General features: G+C 72.7%; 18 protein-coding genes, 1 tRNA gene and 1 pseudogene. 5 read left to right on the top strand and 15 right to left on the bottom strand.

Going from position 1 to position 23,091, the window contains the following annotated elements; genetic code table 11:
* Positions 1–7: 7 nt before the first annotated feature.
* The 3 genes and pseudogenes from ribA to Q9R28_RS15020 form a co-directional block, all read left to right on the top strand.
* Positions 8–631, top strand: a pseudogene (ribA, locus tag Q9R28_RS15010) (GTP cyclohydrolase II); the annotation flags it as partial.
* A 249-nt stretch (positions 632–880) separates the two neighbouring features.
* A complete protein-coding gene (locus Q9R28_RS15015) occupies positions 881–2,302 on the top strand; it encodes an MFS transporter (RefSeq protein ID WP_066655129.1) in 1,422 nt (473 codons plus the stop codon).
* A 278-nt stretch (positions 2,303–2,580) separates the two neighbouring features.
* Complete coding sequence (locus Q9R28_RS15020) at positions 2,581–4,455, top strand: ABC transporter ATP-binding protein (protein WP_311206488.1); 1,875 nt, start codon at positions 2,581–2,583, stop codon at positions 4,453–4,455.
* Between the two features lie 89 nt (positions 4,456–4,544).
* On the opposite strand, the gene Q9R28_RS15025 is transcribed toward Q9R28_RS15020, so the two are convergent.
* The 4 genes from Q9R28_RS15025 to Q9R28_RS15040 all read right to left on the bottom strand — a co-directional run bounded on the left by Q9R28_RS15025 (position 4,545) and on the right by Q9R28_RS15040 (position 9,306).
* On the bottom strand, positions 4,545–6,017 hold the full coding sequence (locus Q9R28_RS15025) for an NAD-dependent succinate-semialdehyde dehydrogenase (protein WP_311206501.1): 1,473 nt from the start codon (positions 6,015–6,017) through the stop codon (positions 4,545–4,547).
* A gap of 50 nt (positions 6,018–6,067) precedes the next feature.
* On the bottom strand, positions 6,068–6,688 hold the full coding sequence (locus Q9R28_RS15030) for an isochorismatase family protein (protein WP_066655131.1): 621 nt from the start codon (positions 6,686–6,688) through the stop codon (positions 6,068–6,070).
* Positions 6,689–6,728: 40 nt separating this feature from the next.
* Entirely contained in the window at positions 6,729–8,225 is a 1,497-nt protein-coding gene (dacB, locus tag Q9R28_RS15035; RefSeq protein ID WP_066655133.1) for a D-alanyl-D-alanine carboxypeptidase/D-alanyl-D-alanine-endopeptidase, read from the bottom strand.
* A 73-nt stretch (positions 8,226–8,298) separates the two neighbouring features.
* Positions 8,299–9,306, bottom strand: coding sequence for a Gfo/Idh/MocA family protein (locus Q9R28_RS15040; protein WP_251159552.1), 1,008 nt, complete (start codon positions 9,304–9,306; stop codon positions 8,299–8,301).
* Between the two features lie 144 nt (positions 9,307–9,450).
* Here Q9R28_RS15040 and Q9R28_RS15045 point away from each other — a divergent pair, with 144 nt between their 5' ends.
* Positions 9,451–11,109 (top strand): HAD family acid phosphatase, encoded by a 1,659-nt coding sequence (locus tag Q9R28_RS15045; RefSeq protein WP_311206489.1) that lies wholly within the window; start codon positions 9,451–9,453, stop codon positions 11,107–11,109.
* Between the two features lie 64 nt (positions 11,110–11,173).
* On the opposite strand, the gene Q9R28_RS15050 is transcribed toward Q9R28_RS15045, so the two are convergent.
* The 9 genes from Q9R28_RS15050 to Q9R28_RS15090 all read right to left on the bottom strand — a co-directional run bounded on the left by Q9R28_RS15050 (position 11,174) and on the right by Q9R28_RS15090 (position 19,855).
* Positions 11,174–11,246 (bottom strand) — tRNA-Thr (locus tag Q9R28_RS15050).
* 44 nt (positions 11,247–11,290) lie between these two features.
* A complete protein-coding gene (locus Q9R28_RS15055) occupies positions 11,291–11,926 on the bottom strand; it encodes a TetR/AcrR family transcriptional regulator (RefSeq protein WP_066655137.1) in 636 nt (211 codons plus the stop codon).
* A gap of 226 nt (positions 11,927–12,152) precedes the next feature.
* Positions 12,153–13,295 carry a DNA polymerase III subunit delta' gene (locus Q9R28_RS15060; RefSeq protein ID WP_066655138.1) on the bottom strand — a complete coding sequence of 381 codons (1,143 nt, stop codon included), beginning with the start codon at positions 13,293–13,295 and terminating at the stop codon, positions 12,153–12,155.
* A gap of 25 nt (positions 13,296–13,320) precedes the next feature.
* Positions 13,321–13,968 (bottom strand): dTMP kinase, encoded by a 648-nt coding sequence (gene tmk / locus Q9R28_RS15065; RefSeq protein WP_066655139.1) that lies wholly within the window; start codon positions 13,966–13,968, stop codon positions 13,321–13,323.
* Complete coding sequence (gene topA / locus Q9R28_RS15070; protein ID WP_311206502.1) at positions 13,965–16,742, bottom strand: type I DNA topoisomerase; 2,778 nt, start codon at positions 16,740–16,742, stop codon at positions 13,965–13,967. The genes tmk and topA overlap by 4 nt, the downstream gene beginning before the upstream one ends.
* Positions 16,743–17,245: 503 nt before the next feature.
* Complete coding sequence (locus tag Q9R28_RS15075) at positions 17,246–17,587, bottom strand: hypothetical protein (RefSeq protein ID WP_066655141.1); 342 nt, start codon at positions 17,585–17,587, stop codon at positions 17,246–17,248.
* The gene (locus Q9R28_RS15080; RefSeq protein WP_066658434.1) at positions 17,584–17,778 is read right to left on the bottom strand and encodes a DUF4244 domain-containing protein; all 195 of its coding nucleotides are present in this window, start codon (positions 17,776–17,778) and stop codon (positions 17,584–17,586) included. The genes Q9R28_RS15075 and Q9R28_RS15080 overlap by 4 nt, the downstream gene beginning before the upstream one ends.
* A gap of 179 nt (positions 17,779–17,957) precedes the next feature.
* A complete protein-coding gene (locus Q9R28_RS15085) occupies positions 17,958–18,800 on the bottom strand; it encodes a hypothetical protein (protein ID WP_066655144.1) in 843 nt (280 codons plus the stop codon).
* Positions 18,797–19,855 (bottom strand): CpaF family protein, encoded by a 1,059-nt coding sequence (locus Q9R28_RS15090; protein ID WP_081984954.1) that lies wholly within the window; start codon positions 19,853–19,855, stop codon positions 18,797–18,799. Before Q9R28_RS15090 ends, Q9R28_RS15085 begins: the two co-directional genes overlap by 4 nt.
* Positions 19,856–20,398: 543 nt before the next feature.
* On the opposite strand from Q9R28_RS15090, the gene acs reads away from it, so the two are divergent.
* A complete protein-coding gene (acs, locus tag Q9R28_RS15095) occupies positions 20,399–22,351 on the top strand; it encodes an acetate--CoA ligase (RefSeq protein ID WP_271825290.1) in 1,953 nt (650 codons plus the stop codon).
* Between the two features lie 74 nt (positions 22,352–22,425).
* Here acs and Q9R28_RS15100 read toward each other — a convergent pair whose 3' ends face one another.
* Both Q9R28_RS15100 and Q9R28_RS15105 read right to left on the bottom strand, forming a co-directional pair.
* Entirely contained in the window at positions 22,426–22,887 is a 462-nt protein-coding gene (locus Q9R28_RS15100; RefSeq protein ID WP_066655154.1) for a RidA family protein, read from the bottom strand.
* On the bottom strand, positions 22,884–23,042 hold the full coding sequence (locus tag Q9R28_RS15105) for a hypothetical protein (RefSeq protein ID WP_182046010.1): 159 nt from the start codon (positions 23,040–23,042) through the stop codon (positions 22,884–22,886). Before Q9R28_RS15105 ends, Q9R28_RS15100 begins: the two co-directional genes overlap by 4 nt.
* Positions 23,043–23,091 lie beyond the last annotated feature (49 nt).

Here is a 23,091-nt window from a genome sequence, read left to right on the forward strand (position 1 = left end):
CCCGGGCAGCCCGGTGCAGTTCGAGGTCGCGACCACCGTCCCGACCACCCACGGCACGTTCGAGATGCGGGCCTACCGCGACCTCGTCACGAGCGCCGAGCACGTCGCGATCATCGCCGCGCTGCCCGACGGATCGGCCCCCGGGGACGACGCCCTGGTCCGCGTGCACTCGGAGTGCCTGACCGGCGAGGCGTTCGGGTCGCTGAAGTGCGAGTGCGGGCCGCAGCTCGACGCCGCGCTCGACACCATCGCCACCGAGGGCGGGGTCGTGATCTACCTGCGCGGGCAGGAGGGACGCGGTATCGGGCTGATCAACAAGCTCAAGGCCTACCGCCTGCAGGAGGACGGTCTCGACACGCTCGACGCGAACCTCGCGCTCGGACTGCCGGCCGACTCCCGCGAGTACGGCGGTGCGGCGGGCATCCTCACCGACCTCGGCATCGCCCGCGTCCGACTGCTCTCGAACAACCCCGAGAAGCGTCGGCAGCTCGAGGAGCACGGCATCGCGGTGTCGTCGCTGGTCCCGCTCGTGGTCGGCGTCGTCGCGCAGAACGCCGGGTACCTCGACACCAAGCGCGACCGCATGGGCCACCAGCTTCCCGCGCACCTGGAGACCGGCGCGACCAGCTGACGGGGATGGCCGGCTGACGGCGGTGGCCGGCTGACGGACGCTCCGCGGCGCGCGGACGCTGCCACGGGCCTCCCGGCCGATTTCCAGCTGCGCGACGGGTGTCGTAAGGTGAGGGTTCCGTCACGAGCGGTCCACCACCCACCGAACGCACCCGGTCCGAGCCCGCGCCACCCCGCGCGACCGACCGGTGTCCGCAGCCTCGGTACACCGCCGCGCTCCTCGTGAGTGCTCCCCTCGGAGTCCCCGTACATGACCGCCGCCCCGGCACCCGCCGCCACGACCGACACGAAGGCCACCGGCAACCCGCGCTCCCGCGTGATCATCGCCAGCCTCGTCGGAACCTCCATCGAGTTCTACGACTTCTACGTCTACGCGACCGCCGCCGTCCTCGTCTTCCCCACGCTGTTCTTCCCCAACGAGGACCCGACGGCCTCGCAGCTGTCGTCCTTCGTCACGTTCGCCCTGGCGTTCTTCGCCCGCCCGGTGGGGTCGATCGTCTTCGGCCACTTCGGCGACCGTGTCGGTCGCAAGGCCACCCTCGTCGCGTCGCTGCTCGTGATGGGGACCGCCACGTTCCTGATCGGCTGCCTGCCGACCTTCGCGTCGATCGGCATCTGGGCACCGGTCCTGCTCGCCGTGATGCGCTTCGCCCAGGGCGTCGGGCTCGGCGGCGAGTGGTCCGGCGCGGCGCTGCTCGCGACCGAGAACGCGCCGAAGGGCAAGCGCGGCGTGTTCGGGTCGATGCCGCAGCTCGGCGCCCCGATCGGATTCCTGCTCGCGAACGGCCTGTTCATCGCCATCAACGCCGCGATGCCCGCCGGTGCGGACGGCACCCCGAACGCCGACTTCCAGGCGTGGGGCTGGCGCATCCCGTTCCTGCTCTCGGCCGTCCTCGTGATCGTCGGCCTCTACGTCCGGTTCAAGCTCGTCGAGTCCACGGTGTTCCGCGGCGTACAGGAGTCCGGCTCGGTCGCCAAGGTGCCGCTCGGACGGGTGTTCCGCACCTCGTGGAAGGCCCTGATCGTCGGCACCTTCGGCATGGTCGCGACCTACGTGCTCTTCTACTTCATGACGACGTTCACGCTGTCCTACGGCACCACCGCCGCCGAGGCCGGCCCGCTGGTGCCGAAGGTCGGCCTCGGGTACAGCCGGGGCGAGTTCCTCACGCTGCTCATGATCGGCGTCGTGTTCTTCGGCGTCTTCACCCCGATCGCCGGGTGGCTCGCCGACAGGTACGGCCGCCGACGCACGCTGATCCCCACCACGATCGGCATCGCCCTGTTCGGCCTGACGTTCCAGTTCTGGTTCGCCGCGTCGACGGGGCCGATCACCGTCGTCACGTTCCTGGTCGTGGGGCTCTCGCTCATGGGCCTGACGTTCGGTCCGATGGGGGCCCTGCTGCCGGAGCTCTTCCCGACGAACGTCCGCTACACCGGGTCGGCGATCGCCTACAACGTGGCGTCGATCCTCGGGGCGTCGCTCGCACCGACGATCGCCCTGGCGCTGTGGCAGCCGGACGGCACGATCGTCTGGGTCGGGCTCTACCTGACGCTCGCCGCCGTGGTGACCGTGGTCGCGCTGTTCTTCGTCCGTGAGACGAAGGGTGCGGGGCTCGACGAAGCCGACGCAGCCGGTTCGCCGGACGCTGCTCCGGCAGACGTGCGGGCATGACCGGCGCGTCCTGACGCGACCACCCGACGGACGGGAGGCGCGGTGCCGGTCCGGCACCGCGCCTCCTGTCCGTCGCGTCCGGCGTCGCGCGCGCATCCCGTGCGGGCGCATGCTCCGACATCGCACCTGTCGATCGACGCGCGCCACGTCGGACCGTGCGTGCGCATCGTTCCGCACGCACCGCACACCGCCTCCCGCGCACCACGCTCCCACGGGACGGTGCGAAGATGGACGACGGCCGCCAGCACACCCCGCACGGGCGGCAGGAACCAGGAACGATGAGCCTCTTCTCCGCACGCCGCAAGCCGTCCGAGGGCCCACGGGCGAGCTTCGGCCGCCTGCTGACCTACCTGTTCGAGAACAAGCCCGCGATGGCCCTGATCATCGTGCTGAGCGTCCTCGGAGCCGGCGCCTCGCTCGCGCAGCCGTTGCTCGTCAACCAGGTCGTCACCGCCGTGCAGCACGGCGAGACGCTCTCGATCCTGGTCTGGGCGCTCGTCGCCCTCGTGCTCGTCTCGGGCGTGCTGAACGGCGTGCAGCACTTCCTGCTCCAGCGCGCCGGCGAGGGCGTGGTGCTCTCCACCCGCCGCAAGCTCATCGCGCGGATCCTCAACCTGCCGATCTCGGAGTTCGACACCCGCCGCACCGGCGACCTCGTGTCCCGCGTCGGCAGCGACACGACGCTCCTGCGCGCCGTGCTCACGCAGGGACTCATCGAGTCGATCGGTGGCGCCCTGACGTTCGTCGGCGCGATCATCGCGATGGCGGTCATCGACCCCCTGCTCCTCGGCATCACCGTCGTCATCGTCCTCGTCGCGATCGTCGTCGTCGGCGGGCTCAGCCGACGCATCCGCGTCGCGTCGAAGCGTGCCCAGGAGAAGGTCGGCGACCTGACCGCGGCGGTCGAGCGGGGCATCGGTGCCGTCCGCACGATCCGAGCCGCCGGGGCCACCGGCCGCGAGGTCGCCGAGGTCGACGGCCACGCCACCGAGGCCTACCGCCGCGGCCTGGACATCGCGAAGATGTCGGCGTTCGTGGTGCCGGTCGCGAGCATCGTGATGCAGGTCGCGTTCATCGCCGTGCTCGGGGTCGGGGGTGCACAGGTCGCCGCGGGGCAGATCACCATCGCCACGCTGATCACCTTCATCCTGCTGCTCTTCATGATGGTCATGCCGCTCGGGCAGGCCCTCGGTGCGGCCGTCGCGGTCGCCCAGGCACTCGGCGCCCTCGGCCGCATCGAGGAGATCCTGCACCTGCCGACGGAGGACCAGGACGACGGTGCCGTCCGGGTCGCCGCGGCGACGGAGACCGACGACGCGATCGCGTTCGAGCACGTGACGTTCCGCTACGCGCGGGCTGCGGATGCGTCGGGCGCGGACGGAGCGTCGGGCGCGGGTAGCGCGTCGGGCGCGGGCAGCGCGACGGACCGGTCGGGAGGCTCGGGTGCCGTCGACGCCGCACCCTCCGCCGAGGACGTGGTGCTGGACGACGTGTCGTTCCGCGTGCCCCGCGGCGCGCGAGTGGCGCTGGTCGGCCCCTCCGGGGCCGGCAAGTCCACGACGCTCGCGCTCATCGAGCGCTTCTACGACCCGACCTCGGGCGTGATCCGGCTCGGCGGCGTCGACGTCCGCGGGCTCGACCGCGCCGAGCTCCGCGCGCAGATCGGGTACGTCGAGCAGGACGCCCCCGTGCTCGCCGGCACCATCCGGGCGAACCTGCTGCTCGGCTCCCCCGACGCGTCCGAGGCCGAGTGCGTCCGGGTGCTCGAGGCCGTCAACCTCGGCGACGTGCTGCACCGCGACCCCCGCGGGCTCGACGCCCAGGTCGGTGAGGACGGCGTCATGCTGTCCGGCGGTGAGCGGCAACGGCTCGCGATCGCCCGGGCGCTGCTCGCCGCTCCCCCGATCCTGCTGCTCGACGAGTCGACGTCGTCCCTCGACGGGGTGAACGAGCAGAAGATGCGGCTCGCGATCGACGCCGTCGCGGCCGACCGGACGCTGCTCGTCATCGCCCACCGGCTGTCGACCGTCGTCGACTCCGACGTCATCGTCGTGCTCGAGCACGGCCGTGTCGTCGGCACGGGCACGCACTCGGAGCTCGTGCAGTCCACTCCGCTCTACCGGGACCTCGCCAAGCACCAGCTGCTCGTCTGACGTCGATCCCGCGGAACGCAACGTCGGCGGTTCCTCGCAGGGCTGTACCGCTGCGGGGAACCGCCGACGTTGCGTCGTGCGGAGGGGGGTCAGGCGGCGAAGGGGTCCGGCGTGAGGACGTAGACCGACTCCAGGTACTCCTCGAGGCCCTCGTGCGAACCCTCGCGGCCGAGCCCCGAGGACTTGACCCCGCCGAACGGGAACGCCGCGTTCGACACGACGCCCGTGTTCAGCCCGAGCATGCCCGTCTCGAGACGCTCGGCGAGCCGCTGACCGCGCCGGAGGTCGGTCGTGAACGCGTACGCGACGAGCCCGTACTCGGTGTCGTTCGCGAGGCGGATGCCCTCCTCCTCGGTGGCGAACCGCGTGATCGACACGACCGGCCCGAAGATCTCGGTGGTGAGGATGTCCGACCCCGGCGGGACCTCGTCGAGCACCGTCGGTGCGTAGAACGTGCCCGGACGGTCGACCCGCTCCCCGCCGGTCACGAGTCGGGCACCCCGCTGCACGGCGTCGTCGACGAGCCCGGCGGCCTTGTCCACGGCGCGGTCGTCGATGAGCGGACCGATGGTGGTCCCGTCCTCGGTGCCCCGGCCGATCCGCAGTCCGTCGACCTTCGCGGTGAGCGCCGCGGTGAAGGACTCGGCGATGCCCTCCTGCACGAAGAAGCGGTTCGCCGCCGTGCAGGCCTCGCCGACGTTGCGGAACTTGGCCTGCATCGCCGCCGTGACCGCCTCGTCGAGGTCGGCGTCGTCGAAGACGAGGAGCGGAGCGTTGCCGCCGAGCTCCATGCTCGTCTTGAGGACGTTGTCGGCGGCCTGCTTGAGGAGTGCCGACCCGACCGGCGTCGAACCGGTGAAGGTGAGCTTGCGCAGCCGGCGGTCGGCGATGATCGGCTCCGACAGCGCCTTCGCATCGCGCGAGGGCACCACGTTGAGCACCCCGTCGGGCAGCCCGGCGCGGCGGAACAACTCGACCAGGAAGAGCGTCGTGAGCGGCGTGAGGTCCGCCGGCTTCAGCACGACCGTGCAGCCGGCCGCGAGTGCCGGGCCGATCTTGCGCGTCGCCATCGCGAGGGGGAAGTTCCACGGCGTGATCGCGTAGACGGGACCGACGGGGCGTCGGAGCACGATGCCGCGTCCGGTGCCCTCCGGGTTGGTGCGGTAGTCACCCGAGATGCGGACGGCCTCCTCCGAGAACCACCGGAGGAACTCGCTGCCGTAGGCGACCTCGCCCCGGGACTCGGCGAGGGGCTTGCCCATCTCGAGCGTCATCAGGGCGGCGAGGTCGTCCTCGTGCTCGTGAGCCAGGTCGAACGCCCGGCGGAGGATGTCCGACCGTCGCCGCGGCGCGGTCGAGGCCCAGGCCTCCTGCGCGGCCACGGCGGCGTCGAGGGCGGCGATGCCGTCGTCGGGCGTCGCGTCGGCGACCTCGGCGAGGACCTCGCCCGTGCTGGGGTCGCGGACGGGGAAGGTCGCGCCACCGCTCGCGGAACGCCATTCGCCACCGATGAACAGCCCGGTGGGGACGTCGGCGACGGTGACGTGGTCGTCCGAGACGATGGTGGTCGGGCCGGCCGGGGTGGGTCCGCTGGTCGTGGTGGTGGGTGCGGTCACAGTACTGCTCCTCCGGGGTTCGCGAGCCCCTCGTCCATGTCGCTGTGGTCGACGTGCCCGCCGACCGCGCTGATCTCGTCCAGGGCCCGTGCGCTGCGGTCCGGGTCCACCCCGGCCACGAGGTCGTCGTAGACGGCGACGTCGTACCCGGCGGCCCGCGCGTCGAGCGCCGTGGCGCGCACGCAGTGGTCGGTGGCGATGCCGACGATGTCCACCGTCGTCACCCGACGGTCGGCGAGGAGGTCCGGCAGCGCGGTGCCGTCGTCCGTGCTCGCCTGGAACGCCGAGTAGTCCGGCCGGCCCCGCCCCTTGAACACGTCGACGTCGATGACGCTCGTGTCGAGGTCCGGGTGGTACGCCGCACCGGGCGTGCCGCCGACGCAGTGCACCGGCCACGTGTCCACGAAGTCCGGCCCCTCGGGTCCGGCGAAGTGTCCGCCGTTGTCGTCGTCGCCGTGGTGCCAGTCACGGGAGCCGACGATGAGGTCGTACTCGTCCGCGTGCCGACGGAGGAACGCGCTGATGCGCTCCGCGACGGCCGCGCCCCCGGTCACACCGAGCGCACCGCCCTCCGTGAAGTCGTTCTGGACGTCGACGACGAGCAGTGCCCTGGCCATGCACCCATCCTGCACCCGGCACCCTGCGGCTGCGTGGACGTCAGGACGAGGTCAGGCTCCCACCGCACCGGTACGTCGCCGCGGTGACCGCGTCGAGCGCCGGCAGCGCCGCGGCACGCGGGGACCCGATCGCGTAGAACGCGAAGGTGAGGCGTCGGCCGTCCGCCGCGTCGATGTACCCGCCGAGCGTGTTCGCGCTGTCGATCCACCCGGTCTTCGCGTGCACCTTGCCGCGCGCGACCGCGTTCTCCCCCGTGAACCGGCTCGACAGGGTGCCGGACACGCCGGCGACGGGGAGCGCCCCGGACAGCACGCCGAGGCCCTTCTCGCCCGCGGCGACCGCGACCATCAGGTGGGCGACGAAGGACGGCGACACCGCGTTCGCCGCGCTCTCCCCCGAGCCGTCCTTGATCGTGATGCCCGCGGGATCGACGCCGTAGCCGGCGAGTGCCTCCTGGTAGACGCCGGTCAGCGACGCCGCCGACCCGCCTGCACCGGACTCCTTCGACGAGACGCGCGCCAGCATCTCGGCCAGGGTGTTGTCGGAGTTCGGGATCATCTGCCCGATCAGCGTCGACACCGGCTGCGAGGAGACCGAGGCGATCTGGTCCGTGCTCGTGGTCGCGCGCTGCACCACCTGCGCGTTCCCGGCTCCTGCGACGCCCGCGTTCGCCAGTGCCGTGCGGAAGGCTGCTCCGGCGCGACCGACCGGGTCGGTGGAGCGGGGCGAGGTCGCAGCGGCCGGGTTCGCCCGGTCGCCGTCGACCATGAGCGCGGTGACCCGGGGCTGGTACCCGATGGTGCGCTCGCTCTCCGGCCAGGTCGGGTCCCACGCGTCGGCGTCGTCCCAGTAGCTGTCGTCGGCGACGATCGTCGTCACCGGGGCGTCACCGAGGGCCGCCTTCACCTGCTGTGCGAGCTGCGCGAGGGTCGGCGCGCCCGGGTACACCGTGCCGTTGCCGGCCGAGAGCGTCGCATCGCCGTGGCCGACGAGCGCGACGGTGCCGTCGGCCTCCTTCGTCACCGTGGTCGGGATGCGGTGGTCGCCGCCGAGGACCGCGAGGGCCGTGGCGCTCGTCAGCGTCTTCATCACGCTGCCGGTCTGTGCCGCCTCCTCCCCGTTCCGCGAGAACAGCGTCTCCCCGGACTCCGCGTCCATGACGAAGCCCTCGAAGGACCCGAGGCCGGCTGCCGAGGCCGCGGCGTCGATCGTGCAGGTCCGCAGGGCCGACGGGCCGGCGGCGTCGTCCGGCACCGAGCGGGACTCGTCCGTCGGCGTCGCACTCGGTGTCGCGGAGCTCCGGGGCGTGTCCGACGGCGCGGGCGTCGCGGCGGCCGACCGCGTCGCCGCGGACGGGCGGGACGGCATCGTCGCGGCAGCCACGGCGACCGAGGCGCCCGAGCCCAGCAGGAGGACACCGACGAGACCACCGGCGATCCACGGGACCGGTCGGCGAGCCGCGGAGCGGCGTAGGGACCCGACGGCGCCGCGGAGGCGTGCCGGGACGGACTTCGACGTGGGCTGCTGGTCGGACATCGCGACCGATACTACGGAACCGCGGGAGGAGCCTCCAGACCGGATCGGTCACCGGCGCACCCGCCGGCGGACGTCAGTCGGCCGACGGCGCGTCCGATCCGTCGTCGTCGGCCGCGTAGCGGACGCCCACCTGCCGGCGGGCCTCGTCCATGACGGCCGTGATCGCGATCGTCTCCTCGGGGTCCATCGGGCCGCCCTCGTGCGTCCCGGAGGTGACCATCGCCTCGAACGCACGCGCCTCGTGGGCGTAGCCGGCGAGCTCCTCGCGCGAGTCGAACTCCTCGAGGACCGTGCCGTCGCGGTCACGGAGCCGCCACGTGGTGGGCGTGTACCAGGTGTCGTCGAGGTCGATGCGCCCGTCCTCGCCGATGATCGACGCGGTGTTCGGGCTCCGCAGGTCCAGGCTGAAGTGGATCATCGACTGGGCACCGCCCTCGTGGGTGAGCACCAGGCCCATCTGGGTGTCGACGCCCTGGTCGCTCAGCGTGCCCGCGGCCGTGACCGCGGTCGGCACACCGAGCACGTCCACCGCGAACGAGATCGGGTACACGCCGAGGTCGAGGATCGCGCCGCCGCCGAGCGCCGGGTCGTTCAGCCGGTGGCGGGGATCGCTGGGCAGGGCCTGGTGGTGGGTGGCCTCGACCAGGCGCGGGCGTCCGATGCGCCCCTCGGCCACGAGCTCGCGGATCATCCGCATCTGCGGCAGGAAGCGGGTCCACATCGCCTCGGTCACGGCGACGTCGGCGCGGCGGGCGGCGTCGACCACCCGACGCGCCTCGGCCGCGGTGATGGTGAACGCCTTCTCGACCAGGACGTGCTTGCCGGCGTCGATCGCGAGCAGGGCGTCCTCGGCGTGACGCGAGTGCGGTGTGGCGACGTAGACGGCGTCGACGTCCGGGTCGGCGACCAGGTCTGCGTAGGAGCCGTGCGCGCGGGCGATGCCGTGCTCGGCGGCGAAGGCTTCGGCGGACTCGCGCGTGCGGCTCCCCACCGCGACGAAGTCGATCCCCGCGGCGGTGCAGTCCGCCACGAACGAGTGGGCGATGCCGCCCGTACCGATGACTCCCCAGCGAACCGTCATGGCACCTGTCTACCAGCCGGTCGCCGGGCGACGACGCGGCGGGCACCTGTACGGACCCACATGGACCACTCGGCTGACCGACAACTAGCGTGCTGCTGTCCCCCGATCGGGGGCGGTCCCCGACTCGAAGGTCACCAGGTCTCCATGCGCCGATCCCTCCGCACCGCCGTCGCCACGAGCGCGGCACTCCTCGTCGTGTCCACCGTCCTCACCGCGGCGCCGGCCGACGCGCACGGCTGGACGCCGCCCGCTCACGGCCCCGACTCCTCGCTCGCCCCGAGGACGCACTTCACGATGGCCGCGGACGGCTCCTCCGGCGCCACCGAGGGCGGCGAGGGCATCCCGAACATCGACTCCGTCAAGAAGACCATCGCCACCTACTACGGCGACCCCGGCACCGGACTCGCGAACCGAACCGACTCCCCCTACGTCCGCGAGGTGCGGTCGATCGTCGACCGCGAGACGCGCCAGCTCCGCCGCATCCACGACCGCGCCGTCCGGCACGGGCAGCGCCCGGCGATCGTCCTCGACGCCGACGACACCACGCTGTGGACCTACGACATGGAGGTCGCGGACATGCACTTCGTCTTCGACCCCGCGCGCCAGGACGAGTGGGTGCAGGACCAGCGCTTCCCCGCGACCCCGTCCATGGTCGGCTTCGTGAACCGCGCGCAGGCGATGGGCTTCACCGTGTTCGGCCTGACCGGCCGCACCGACGACCAGAAGACGGCGACCGTGCAGAACCTGGCGAAGGTCGGCTACACGGCCTTCTCCGAGGACCACTTCTTCACGAAGTGGACGGGGACCGGCGCGTCCCAGCAGCCGTCCTGGATCACCTGCGCAGCCGCGAAGTGCACCACCGTCGAGTACAAGGCACTCACCCGGAAGCACATCGAGCAGGACCTCGGCTACGACATCGCACTGAACGTCGGTGACCAGTGGAGCGACCTGCAGGGCGGGTACGCCGACCGGACGCTGAAGCTGCCGAACCCCACGTACTCCCTGCCCTCGGCGGACCTGCCCGGCGTCCGCGAACCCCGCCTCGCCCCGAGGACCCACTTCACGATGGCCGCCGACGGCTCCTCCGGCGCCACGCAGGGCGGCGAGGGCATCCCGAACATCGACTCCGTCAAGAAGACCATCGCCACCTACTACGGCGACCCCGGCACCGGACTCGCGAACCGCACCGACTCCCCCTACGTCCGCGAGACGGCCCGGCTCGTGGCACGGCAGGCCCCCGCGATCGCCCGGCAGTGCGCCGTCGCCCGGCAGCAGCACCGCAACCCGGCGATCGTCCTGGACGCCGACGACACGACGCTGTGGACCTACGACATGGAGGTCGCCGCGATGCACTTCGTGTTCGACCCCGCACTGCAGGACGAGTGGGTGCAGGACCAGCGCTTCCCCGCGACGCCGGGCATGCCGACGCTCGTCGCCGCCGCGCAGCAGGCGGGCTGCACCGTCATCGGCGTGACCGGTCGGAACGAGGCGCAGCAGGACGCCACCATCGCGAACCTGCACGCCGTCGGCTACCCGCAGTTCGCCGCGACCACCGACGGGAACCGGACCTACTACACGAAGTGGACCGGCACCGGCAGCTCCCAGCAGCCGTCGTACGTGACCTGCGCCGCCGCGAAGTGCACGACCGTCGAGTACAAGGCGCAGACCCGGGCGCACATCGAGTCCCCCGCCGGCGGCGGGTACGACGTGGTCGCGAACCTCGGCGACCAGTACAGCGACCTGCTCGGCGGATCGTCGGACCGGAGCATCAAGCTGCCGAACCCGACCTACTACCTGCCCTAGCCGGACCGCTCGGCAACGACGGAACCCCCGGTCGGACACTGTCCGACCGGGGGTTCCGGTGTCGAGCCGCCTGTCGGAATCGAACCGACGACCTATTCATTACGAGTGAATCGCTCTGCCGACTGAGCTAAGGCGGCGGACGCTCCGTTCCCGGAGCGGCACGAGCAATGACTATACAGGTTCAGACGAGCGAACGCGAAACGAGCGCGCCGAGCTCGTCGAACGACCGCTGGAGCTCCTCGGTCAGCTGCGTCTCGGTGGCCCCGTCGGACCACTCCCACCAGGCGTGTCGGAGCGCTGCCAGCGCCACCACCGACGCCAGCCGGGCGCGGCGCCGCAGCGCGTCCGGGTCCGACGCCAGGTCCGGCTCCGTGTCCGCGAGCCGCCCCGCCACGGCCTCCTCGATCTCGGCCTGGAACTCCTTCATCGAGGCCATCCGCCGCGTGAACAGCTCCGGAGCGGCGCGGAGCACCTGCTGCCGTTCCGCGAGCAGCCCGCGTTCCTCCACCAGCTCGCCCGTCGCGTGCACGAGCAGGGTGCCGAGGTCGGACAGGAGCTCGCCGCTCGGTCCCCCGGCGCGGAAGGTGTCGAGCGCCGGTCCCGTCGGCAGCGTCGGGTCGTCCCCGAGGAGCGCCTGTTCCTTGCTCGGGAAGTAGTTGAAGAACGTCCGCGGGGACACGTCCGCTCGTCGGGCGATCTCGTCGACGGTGACGGCGGGCCAGCCGGAGTCGAGTGCGATCCGCAGGGCGGCCTGCTGGATCGCGAGACGGGTGGCGCGGCGCTTGCGCTCACGCAGTCCGGGTGCGGCTTCGGGCATGTCGCGATCTTCTCACGGTGGTCGGGGCGATCGGCTGCGGGGTCGCGCAGGGTCCGGTGGGTGGAGGCTGACCGGCCGGGAGGCTCGGCGCACGCCCGCCCCGCGACCCTGGTCGCCAGGGGTCCGGTGTCACGGCGGTCCGGGCCGCGCGGGTCAGGGTGGCGCGGGCCGCACGGGTCAGGGTGGCGCGGGCCAGCGGGTCGCGCGGGTCAGCGGGCCACGCGGGTCAGCGGGTCGCGCGGGCCACGGTCACGAGCAGCGCCTCGAGCGCGAGCAGTGCCGCGACGTTCGCCGCGATCCGCGAGCGGGCGAGCGACACCGCGTCGAGCACCTCGAGCGCCGCGGACGGCGGCACCACCTCGAGCGCCCGGTCCAGCTGGTCGCGCATCGACAGGTTCACCGGCTCTGCCGGCGCACCGAGGCCGAGCAGGAGCAGGTCGCGGTACAGCGACGAGACGTCGACGAGGATCCGGTCGAGTCCGTCGCGCAGGCTGCGGGTCGCCCGGCGCTTCTGGTCCTCCTCCAGCGCCCGCAGCTGCGACCGCAGCGCCGGTGGCACCGTGCCGCCCGGCTCCACGCCGAGTGACCGCAGGGCTGCGTCCCGCTCCTCGCCGTCCCGCTGCTGCGTGATCGCCTTGGCGTCCTCGTCGGCGACCGCCAGGAGCTCGGCGGCGGCCATCACGGCGTCGCCGACCGAGCGCACCCCGAGCACGGTCTCGAGTGTCCGGCGTCGGCGTGCGCGGGCGTCCTCGCTCGTCGCCAGTCGCTGCGCCATCCCGATGTGGCTCTGCGCCTGCCGCGCGGCATCGGTCGCGAGGGCCCGGTCGACCCCGGTCCGGGCCACGATGAGCTCCGCGACGGACGCGACGTCGGGCACCCGGAGCCGCACCGAGCGCACGCGGGACCGGATCGTCGGTAGCAGGTCCGCCTCGCTCGGCGCGCACAGGATCCACACCGTCCGCTCCGGCGGCTCCTCGAGTGCCTTGAGCAGCAGGTTGGAGGTGCGCTCCGTCATGCGGTCGGCGTCCTCGATGATCACCACGCGGTACCGACCGACCGAGGGCGAGTAGTACGACGACGTCACCAGCTGACGGATCTCGTCGATCGTGATGATGACGCGTTGTGTGGTGAGCACCGACACGTCGGGGTGCGTGCGCGCGGTGATCTGCCGCAGGGCGTGGTCGTCGTCCGCTCCGGCACCGACCAGGGCGGCAGCGAAGGCGGTGGCGACGTTCGACCGGCCGGACCCGGGCGGCCCGGTGATCAACCACGAGTGGGTCATGCCACCGGTCCCGTCGGGAGCCTCGGCCGCACTGCGCAGGGCCGCGACGGCGTCGTCCTGTCCGGTCAGGCCGTCCCACACGCTCACGAGGACATCCTGTCAGCAGCCACCGTCACGCCGGACCGTCCTCGTCCGCGATCCCGACGACGGCACCGACCGCGGCGCGGACCGCGCGGTGGACCGTGTCGGCAGGCTGCCCGGCGTCCACGACGAGGAAGCGTTCCGGCTCCGCATCGGCAGCGTCCAGGAAGGCCCGTCGGACGGTCTCGTGGAACGACGCCGCCTCGGACTCCAGGCGGTCGAAGACGTCGCCCCGAGCTGCCGCGACCCGGCTCCGCCCGACCGTGACGTCGAGGTCGAGCAGCACCGTCAGGTCCGGGAGCAGGCCGTCGGCCGCCCAGTCGGACACCGAGCGGATGCGCTCGGCACCCAGACCCCGTGCAACGCCCTGGTACGCCACCGACGAGTCGATGTACCGGTCCTGCAGGACGACCTCCCCCCGGGCGAGCGCGGGGCGGACGACCGTCTCGACGTGGTGCGCCCGGTCCGCGGCGTAGAGGAGGGCCTCGGCGCGCGCCGAGACGTGCCCGCGCTCGTGCAGCACCATCTCGCGGATGCGCTGCCCGAGCTCCGTGCCGCCGGGTTCACGCGTGCGGACGACCGTCCGACCGTGCTCCTCGAGCCATCTGCTGAGGAGCTCGGCCTGGGTGGTCTTGCCCGCGCCGTCGCCGCCCTCGAGCGTGATGAAGCGCCCGGTCACTTCTTCTTGGCCGCGGTCTTCCGCGCCGGCGCCTTCTTCTTCACCGGCCCCTTGGCACGCTTGTCCGCGAGCAGCTGCACGGCACGGGCGTGGTCGACGGTCTCGACGTCCTCGCCGCGCGGGATCGTCGCGTTCGTCTCACCGTCGGTGACGTACGGACCGAAGCGGCCGTCCTTCACCTTGATGGGCTTCCCGGACACGGGGTCCGCCTCGAACTCCTTGAGCGCGGCCGTGGCAGCGCGTCGGCCGCCGTACTTGGGCTGCGCGAAGAGCTCCACCGCACCGGGCAGGTCGATCTCGAAGATCGCGTCCTCGCTCGGCAGCGTGCGGGTGTCCGTGCCCTTCTTGATGTACGGGCCGTAACGACCGTTCTGCGCCGTGATGTCGTCGCCGGACTCCGGGTCCTTGCCGACGACGCGGGGCAGGTCGAGGAGCTTGAGCGCGGTCTCGAGGTCCACGGTCTGCGGGTCCATCGACTTGAAGAGCGACGCGGTGCGTTCCTTCGGCGCCGCGGCCTTCTTCGTCGTCTTCTTCGCGGGGGCCTTCGCGCCCTTCGCGGTGGTGGTCGCCTGGTCCGCGGCTGCGGGTGCTGCATCGGCGGCCGGCTCGGTGACCTCGCCCGTCGACGGGTCGACGGTCGGTTCGGGCTCGGGGGTGCGCTCGGTGACGTACGGCCCGAAGCGACCGTCCTTCGCCAGGACCTCCTTGCCCGTCTCGGGGTTGATGCCCACCACGCGGTCGCCCACGACGGGTGCCTCGACGAGCTCGCGGGCCTTGTCGGTCGTCAGCTCGTCGGGCGCCAGGTCCTCGGGCACGTTGACGCGACGGGGCTTCTCGGGGTCGTCGCTCGGCACCTCGATGTAGGGGCCGTACCGCCCGATCCGCAGGGTCAGACCCGGCGCGAGCTCGACGGAGTTGATGTCGCGCGCGTCGATCTCGCCCAGGTTGTCGATGACGGTCCGGAGCCCGCGGTGGTCGTCGCCGCCGAAGTAGAAGCCCTTGAGCCAGTCGGTGCGGTCGGCGTCGCCGCTCGCGATGCGGTCGAGGTCCTCTTCCATGCCGGCGGTGAAGTCGTACTGCACGAGGTCGCCGAAGTGGTCCTCGAGGAGCCGGACCACGCTGAACGCGATCCAGTTCGGGACGAGGGCACTCCCGCGCTGCGTGACGTACCCGCGGTCCATGATCGTCGAGATGATGGCGGCGTAGGTCGACGGACGACCGATGCCGAGTTCCTCGAGCGTCTTCACCAGGCTCGCCTCGGTGTAACGCGGCGGAGCCGACGTGTCGTGGCCCTTGGCCTCGACCTCGGTGACGCCGAGGTGGTCGCCCTCGGCCATCTGCGGGAGCTTGGCATCGCCGTTCTCGCCCCCGCCGTGGCGCTCCTCGTCGCGGCCTTCCTCGTAGGCGTTGAGGAAGCCGCGGAAGGTGATCACGGTGCCCGACGCGGTGAACTCGGCGTCCGTCCCGTTCGCCGTCGAGGCGACCCCTGCGACGCTGTCGGTCGACGTGATGCCGAGGACGACCGACGCGGTCGAACCCTTGGCGTCGGCCATCTGCGAGGCGACCGTCCGCTTCCAGATGAGGTCGTAGAGCTTCCAGTCGTTGCCCCGCAGCACGCCGTTCATCTCGGACGGGGTGCGGAACGTGTCGCCGGCGGGGCGGATGGCCTCGTGGGCCTCCTGCGCGTTCTTGCTCTTGCCGGCGTAGCTGCGTGGCTTGTCGGGGATCGTCTCCGGCCCGTACAGCGCCGAGGCCTGCTTGCGCGCGGCGGTGATCGCCTGCTGCGACAGCGACGAGGAGTCCGTACGCATGTAGGTGATGTGGCCGTTCTCGTACAGCGACTGCGCGACGCTCATCGTCTGCCGAGCGGAGAAGCGGAGCTTGCGAGCCGCCTCCTGCTGCAGGGTCGACGTCGTGAACGGTCCGGCGGGCCGACGGGTGTACGGCTTCGACTCGACGCTGCGGACGACGGCGTCGCCGGCCCGCTCGAGCACGGTGGTGAGCGCCGCGGCCGAGGCCTCGTCCAGGCGGACGGCCTCGCCCTTGAGCGAGCCGCGGTCGTCGAAGTCGCGACCCGAGGCGACACGGGTGCCCTGCAGTCGGGCGAGGCGCGCCGTGAAGGCGGTGTCGCCGACCTTCTCGAACCGAGCCGTCAGGTCCCAGTAGTTCGCCGACACGAACGCCAGGCGCTCGCGCTCCCGGTCGACGACGAGTCGCGTCGCCGCCGACTGCACACGACCGGCGGACAGCCCGGGGCCGACCTTGCGCCACAGCACCGGCGAGACCTCGTACCCGTAGAGACGGTCGAGGATGCGGCGGGTCTCCTGCGCGTCGACCAGGGCGGTGTCGAGCTCACGGGTGGCCTCCTTCGCACGCTGGATGGCCTCCTTGGTGATCTCGTGGAACACCATGCGCTTGACCGGCACCTTCGGCTTGAGCACCTGCAGGAGGTGCCACGCGATCGCCTCGCCCTCGCGGTCCTCATCTGTTGCGAGGAAGAGCTCGTCGGCGTCCTTCAGGGCGCGCTTCAACTCGGTGACGGTCTTCTTCTTCGCGTCGGAGACGACGTAGTAGGGCTCGAAGCCGTTGTCGACGTCGACCGAGAACTTCCCGAGGGAGCCCTTCTTGAGCTCAGCCGGCAGGTTCTTGGGCTCGACGAGGTCGCGGATGTGTCCGACGGACGCCTGGACCTCGTATCCGTCGCCGAGGTATTGCGCGATCGTCTTCGCCTTCGCAGGGCTCTCGACGATCACGAGCTTCTTCGTGCCTGGCACGTGACTCCTTGATCGATGGTGCGCGCCGGCCCAGGACCGCAACGGTGTCCGGGTCGACCGGGACAACGGTGACCGGGGGCCGACGTGCACACCATACACACACTGGTCGGGCAGCCCGCGTGGCGGCCCGGCGACGGCCACTGCGCTCACGGCGAACGGTCCGGAGCCCGCCACCGTCCGGACCCGGGCGGCGGAGCCCGCGGTGGCGCAGGCGTCGAGTGCGGCACCGTTGGCGCGTGCCACGCGTCCGGCGACGGCGCAGGGGGCGCCGGGAAGACGGTGCACGAGCACCGCAGCGGCGGCGAGCACTGCGGCGTCGGCGGCGGTGCGCGTCCGTTCGAGCAGCACGCGCGTCCGAGCACCGGCGAGCGCCGCGGAGCCGACGAGCAGCGCGAGCGCCAGCACGGCGACGAGGGCGACGGTCACCGAACCGCGGTCCGGTGCCCTGCGGACCGCGACGGTCCCGGTCGGCCGCACGCGCCGGTCGGGTCCCGACGGCCGCGTCATCCGCCCCCTCCTGCCGCGCAGCCGGTCGCGCGGAGCGGCAGGACCGCGAAGGGACCGGCCGGGGTCCCCTGCACGTCCACGCACACCAGACCGTCCTCGTGGCGGACCCGTGAGGTGGAACCGGGCACGGTGGCGAGTGCCGCGGCGGCCGTCCGCTCGTCGTCGCGCCCGAGCGCCCGTGCCGCCGTGCCGGCGACCGACCCGAGCCGCCCGGCACGGTCGACCAGGACCACGCCGGCGACCAGGGAGACCAGGACGAGGGCGACGACCGGGAGCCCGACGGCGAACTCCACGGTCACACTGCCGCGGTCGGACGCGGACGGACGGAGCCCGGTCACGGGACCAGTGCCCCGCGGACGAGGTCGGTCAGGATCTGCTGTACCTCGCCCGAGCGCATCACGGCGACGAGCACACCGGCGAACGCCACCGCGGCAAGGATGACGACGGCGTACTCGGCGGTGGCCGACCCGCGGTCGTCCCCGGGGCGGCACCGACGACGTCCGGCACCGGGACGAGCGGGGACGTGCACGCTCGCGGCCCACCCTCGGGCGACGCCCGCCGTGTCTCCCGGTGACGGCACCGGCGCCGGGACCCGTGTCGGCTGCGGAGGTGTCGAGTCGGTCATGGTGTTCCCCTCTCTCTGTGGTGGTCCCACGTTCGCCCACCGGGGGCACCGTCCGACGCTCGGCGGGTCGGTCTGTGGACGGTTCAGCGGAGACCACCGACGGTGGAGGAGAGGACCCCGACCACGACCGGCACGACGCCCACCAGGACGAACGCCGGCAGGACGCACACGCCGAGCGGCAGCACGAGCCGGACGGCCAGTCGCTCCGCCGCAGCGAGGCCCGCCGCAGCGGCGTCGTCCCGGGCGTCCTCGGCAGCGGCGCGCAGCAGCTCCGCGGCGGGCACCCCGGCGCGACGACTCAGGACAAGCACCTCGTGCAGCCGCGCCGCCGCGACCCCGTCACCGGTGGTTGCTCCGAGGGCTCCGCGCACGGCTGCTTCCGCCGACTGCCACGACCCGCCGCCGGTCAGCGCCACCGCCCACGCGTCGAGCAGGATGCCCGGCACGTGCCCGTCCGGCGTCACGGCGTCGACCAGCCGTCGGGTCCAGCGCTGCCCGACGAGCACGAGTCCGGCCGCCGCTGCGCAGCAGATCCAGCCGACCGGCCGGGTGAGGAGCACGACGAACGCGTCCGCACCCCACACCGAACCGAGTCCGAGCCCGAGGAGCGGCAGCGCCAGCACGACCCGAGCACTCGTGCGCGGTCCGGAGAGGGCGACCCGGACGGCACGGTCGGACGCGGCCGTCCGGCGCATCGCCGCGGCCAGGGCGCGCAGGGCACCGGCAGAGGGCGCCCCGGTCCGCTCCGCCACCTGCAGGACGAGGCGGACGTCCTGCCAGGCGGGAGCGTCGGCCTCGGGCACGCCACCCACGAGGGCCCAGGCCCGAGGTGGTGGCACCCCCGCACCGACGAGCACCGCGACCCGGTCCAGCACGCGCGCGGCTCCGGCAGCGTCCGGACCGACCCGACCGCGGCGGCGACTCACGGGCCGGCGCGTCCGACCGGGCGGACCTCGAGCCGCCCGTCGCGGTCGATCCCGCACGTCCCGACCGCCGTGATCCCCCGCCACGACGACCGCCGCTCGACGTGCACGACGAGGTCGACCGCGCTGACGACCTGTCGCGCGAGCGCCTGCGGGACGAGACCGGCCAGTGCCCCGAGGGCCTCGAGCCGCGCTCCGACGTCGGCGAGACCGTTCGCGTGCAGGGTGCCGGCCCCGCCGTCGTGCCCGGTGTTCAGGGCCCCGAGGAGCTCACGGACCTCGGCACCCCGGCACTCCCCCACCACCAACCGGTCCGGGCGCATCCGGAGTGCCTCGCGCACGAGCCGGTCGAGCCCGAGCGCACCGGTGCCCTCGGCGGTCGCCTGTCTCGCCTCGAGCGTGACGACGTGCGGGTGCTCGACCCGGAGCTCCGCGGTGTCCTCGACCGTGACGATCCGCTCGTCGTGCGGCACCGCGCCGAGCATCGCCGCGAGCACGGTCGTCTTCCCGCTGCCGGTGGCGCCCGTGACCAGGACGTTGCGCCTCCGGGCGACCGCGTCCTCGAGCACGGCCCGGGGCACGACCCGGAAGGCACCGAGGCGTTCCAGGCCGGCGAGCGTCGGGCGCTCCGGTCGCGGCAGCCGGACGGACAGCGCGGTGCCGCCGACGGACACCGGCGCGAGGACGACGTGCACGCGCACCCCGTCGCCGTGCCGCACGTCGGCGCACGGCGTGGTCTCGTCGACGTGGCGGCCGCCGAGGGCGACGAGCTCGGCGGCGAGCGCTCGCGCACGCCGCTCCGGGAGCTCGGGGCGGACGCGTTCGAGGCCGCGACCCCGGTCGATCCAGGTGCCCTGCCCGCCGACGACGAGCACGTCGGTCGTCTCCGCGTCCGCGACCAGGGCCGCGAGCTCCTCGAACACCGACGGATCGAGGGCCCTGCGCCGCCGAGCACGCGCGGCGCCCGGCAGGAACGGCACGCCGCCCGGCTCAGCAGGGGCGCCGGGACCGGCGGCGTCGTGATCGGCCCCGGGGGCGTCGGCTCGGTGGCGGTGCATGCGGTCGACGCTAGGTCGGTCTGTGGCGGCCGCGGCAGGAATCGGTATGTCGTGTGGACGCCACCCGCTCGACACCCTCGGAGTGCCGTGTTGTACCCCGTCACGCAAAGCCGTACCCCGTTCGGTGTCCGCACGCGACCACACGGAACCGACGGCACCGGGCCGGGCGGCCGGTCGCCCGGGCACCCTCCGAGCGGACGCCGTCGCGAGCGGCCCTGCAACGAGGACGTGGACAAGTCTGTCCACTCTTCGGCACCAGGACGCCGATCGAGCCGTGCCACCCGGAGACGCTGCGCAACAGGCGTCGGGGAAAAAGAAGAGGCGGCACCTGTTGGGGGGAACCGGTGCCGCCTTGACATCGGTGGATTGGGGGGAATCCGGCCCGGTGCCACCGGAAACGAGTCCGGCAGGAACCACTGTACCCCATGACGACCCGTGCTCGGCAACCCCTCGGCCGGAATGTCCGCGGGGCCCCGCAGCACGGTCCCGCACCGGGGGTAGTCTCCGACTGCACCCCAGCCGCAACGATGCGAGAGGACACCGATGTCCACACCGACCCAGGCCGACGAACGCCACGAGGACGGCCCGACCTTCGCTCCGCCGGCGGACTTCGTCGCGGACGCCGTCGCGCGGGAGGACCTGCACGAGGCGGCCGCCGCCGACCGCGAGGCGTTCTGGGCGGACCAGGCCCGGACCCTGCTCGACTGGCGCACACCGTTCACCCGGACACTCGACTGGTCGGGCGCGCCGTTCGCGAAGTGGTTCGACGACGGCACCCTCAACGTGGCCGAGAACTGTCTCGACCGGCACGTCCGCGCGGGCAACGGCGACCGGGTCGCGATCCACTTCGAGGGTGCACCCGGCGACACGCGTCGGATCACCTACGCGGAACTGACCGCCGAGGTGCAACGCGCCGCGAACATGCTCACCGACCTCGGCGTCGCGCAGGGCGACCGCGTGGTCGTCTACATGCCGCTGATCCCGGAGGCGGTCGTCACGATGCTCGCCGTCGCCCGGATCGGCGCCGTCCACTCGGTCGTCTTCGGCGGCTTCAGCGCCGAGAGCCTGCGCGCCCGCATCGAGGACGCCGGCGCGAAGCTCGTCGTCACCGCCGACGGGGGCTGGCGGCGCGGCGCGGTCTCCCCGCTGAAGCCCGCGGTGGACGAGGCACTGGCCGGCGAGGGCACCGACTCCGTCGAGCACGTGCTCGTGGTCAGGCGCGGCGGCAACGACATCGCCTGGAACGACCGCGACCTGTGGTGGCACGACGAGCTCGCGAAGGCAGCCCCCGAGCACGAGGCGCGGGCGTTCCCCGCCGAGACGCCCCTGTTCGTGCTCTACACCTCGGGCACCACCGGGAAGCCGAAGGGGATCGTGCACACCTCCGGCGGCTACCTGACACAGGCCGCCTACACGCACCGGAACGTCTTCGACATGCACCCGGAGAAGGACGTCTACTGGTGCACCGCCGACATCGGCTGGATCACCGGGCACTCCTACGTCGTCTACGGCCCGCTCGCGAACGGCGTCACGCAGGTGCTCTACGAGGGCACCCCGGACGAGCCGCAGCCCGGCCGCTGGTGGGACATCGTCGACAGCTACGGCGTCACCGTCCTCTACACCGCGCCGACCGCCGTCCGCGCCGCGATGAAGGCCGGCCGGCAGATCCCCGAGGCGCGGAGCCTCGAGTCCCTCCGCCTGCTCGGCAGCGTCGGCGAGCCGATCAACCCCGAGGCGTGGCAGTGGTACCGGCAGGTCATCGGCCACGACCGGACGCCGATCGTCGACACCTGGTGGCAGACCGAGACCGGCGCGATCATGATCTCGGCGCTGCCCGGCGTGACGAAGCTGAAGCCCGGAGCCGCACAGACCCCGCTGCCGGGCATCGTCGCCGAGATCATCGACGAGGAGGGCCACCGCGCCGACCCCGGCGAGAGCGGCTACCTGACGATCACGGAGCCGTGGCCGTCGATGGCCCGTGGCATCTGGAACGATCCCGACCGCTTCGTCGAGACCTACTGGAGCCGCTTCCCCGGCCGCTACTTCGCCGGCGACGGCGCGCGGCTGGACGGGCAGGGCGACATCTGGGTGCAGGGTCGCGTCGACGACGTCATGAACGTCTCCGGCCACCGGCTCTCCACCGCCGAGATCGAGTCGGCCCTGGTCGGGCACGAGGGCGTCGCCGAGGCCGCCGTCGTCGGTGCCGCGGACGAGACGACCGGCCAGGCCGTCGTCGCGTTCGTCATCCTGACCGCCGAGGCGGCCGAGGGTGCCGACCGCGACGCGGTCGCGAAGGAACTCCGCGACTGGGTCGGCAAGCGCATCGGTGCGATCGCGAAGCCCCGGCAGGTCGTCGTGGTCCCGGAGCTGCCGAAGACCCGCTCGGGCAAGATCATGCGTCGCCTGCTGCGCGACGCGGCCGAGGGCCGTCGCATCGGCGACACGACGACGCTCGCCGACCCGACGATCATGGCGACCATCGCAGAGCTCATGTAGCCGGAACGACGCGAGCCGCGCCTCCCGACCGGTCTGGAGGCGCGGCTCGCGTCAGCTGCGTCGCTGACGGTCGGTCAGTCGGTGAGCTCCACCACCAGCTCGACCTCGACCGGTGCGTCCAGCGGGAGCACGGCCACGCCCACCGCGCTGCGCGCGTGGACGCCGGCGTCCCCGAACACCTCGCCGACGAGCGTCGACGCGCCGTTGGCGACCGCGGGCTGCCCGGTGAAGGACGGGTCCGACGCGACGAACACCGTCACCTTGACGACCCGGGCGACCCGGTCCAGCGAGCCCGCGACCGACTGCACCGCGGCGAGGGCGTTGAGCGCGGCCACGCGCGCCTGGGCGGTGGCGGTGTCCGCGTCGACCGCGGCACCGACCTTGCCCGTGACCGACAACGCCCCGTCGACGAAGGGCAGCTGCCCGGCCGTGTACACGTACTGCCCGGTGAGGACGGCCGGCACGTAGGCGGCGACGGGCGCAGCCACCTCCGGGATCGTCAGACCGAGCTCCGCGAGGCGGTCGGCGGTGCTCACGCGTCGGCCTTCGGGCGCTTCAGGTAGGCGACGAGCCCGCCCTCGGGGCCGCTGACGACCTGGACCAGCTCCCACCCCTCGGAACCGAAGTTGTTGAGGATCGCGGCCGTGTTGTGGATGAACAACGGAGCGGTGAAGTACTCCCACTGAGTCATGCGGTTCCTTGCCAGCCTTTCAGTCGTGGGCGTCGTTTAGGCTGCATCC

The sequence above is a fragment of the Curtobacterium sp. BRD11 genome, from assembly GCF_031844345.1.
Taxonomy (GTDB): domain Bacteria; phylum Actinomycetota; class Actinomycetes; order Actinomycetales; family Microbacteriaceae; genus Curtobacterium.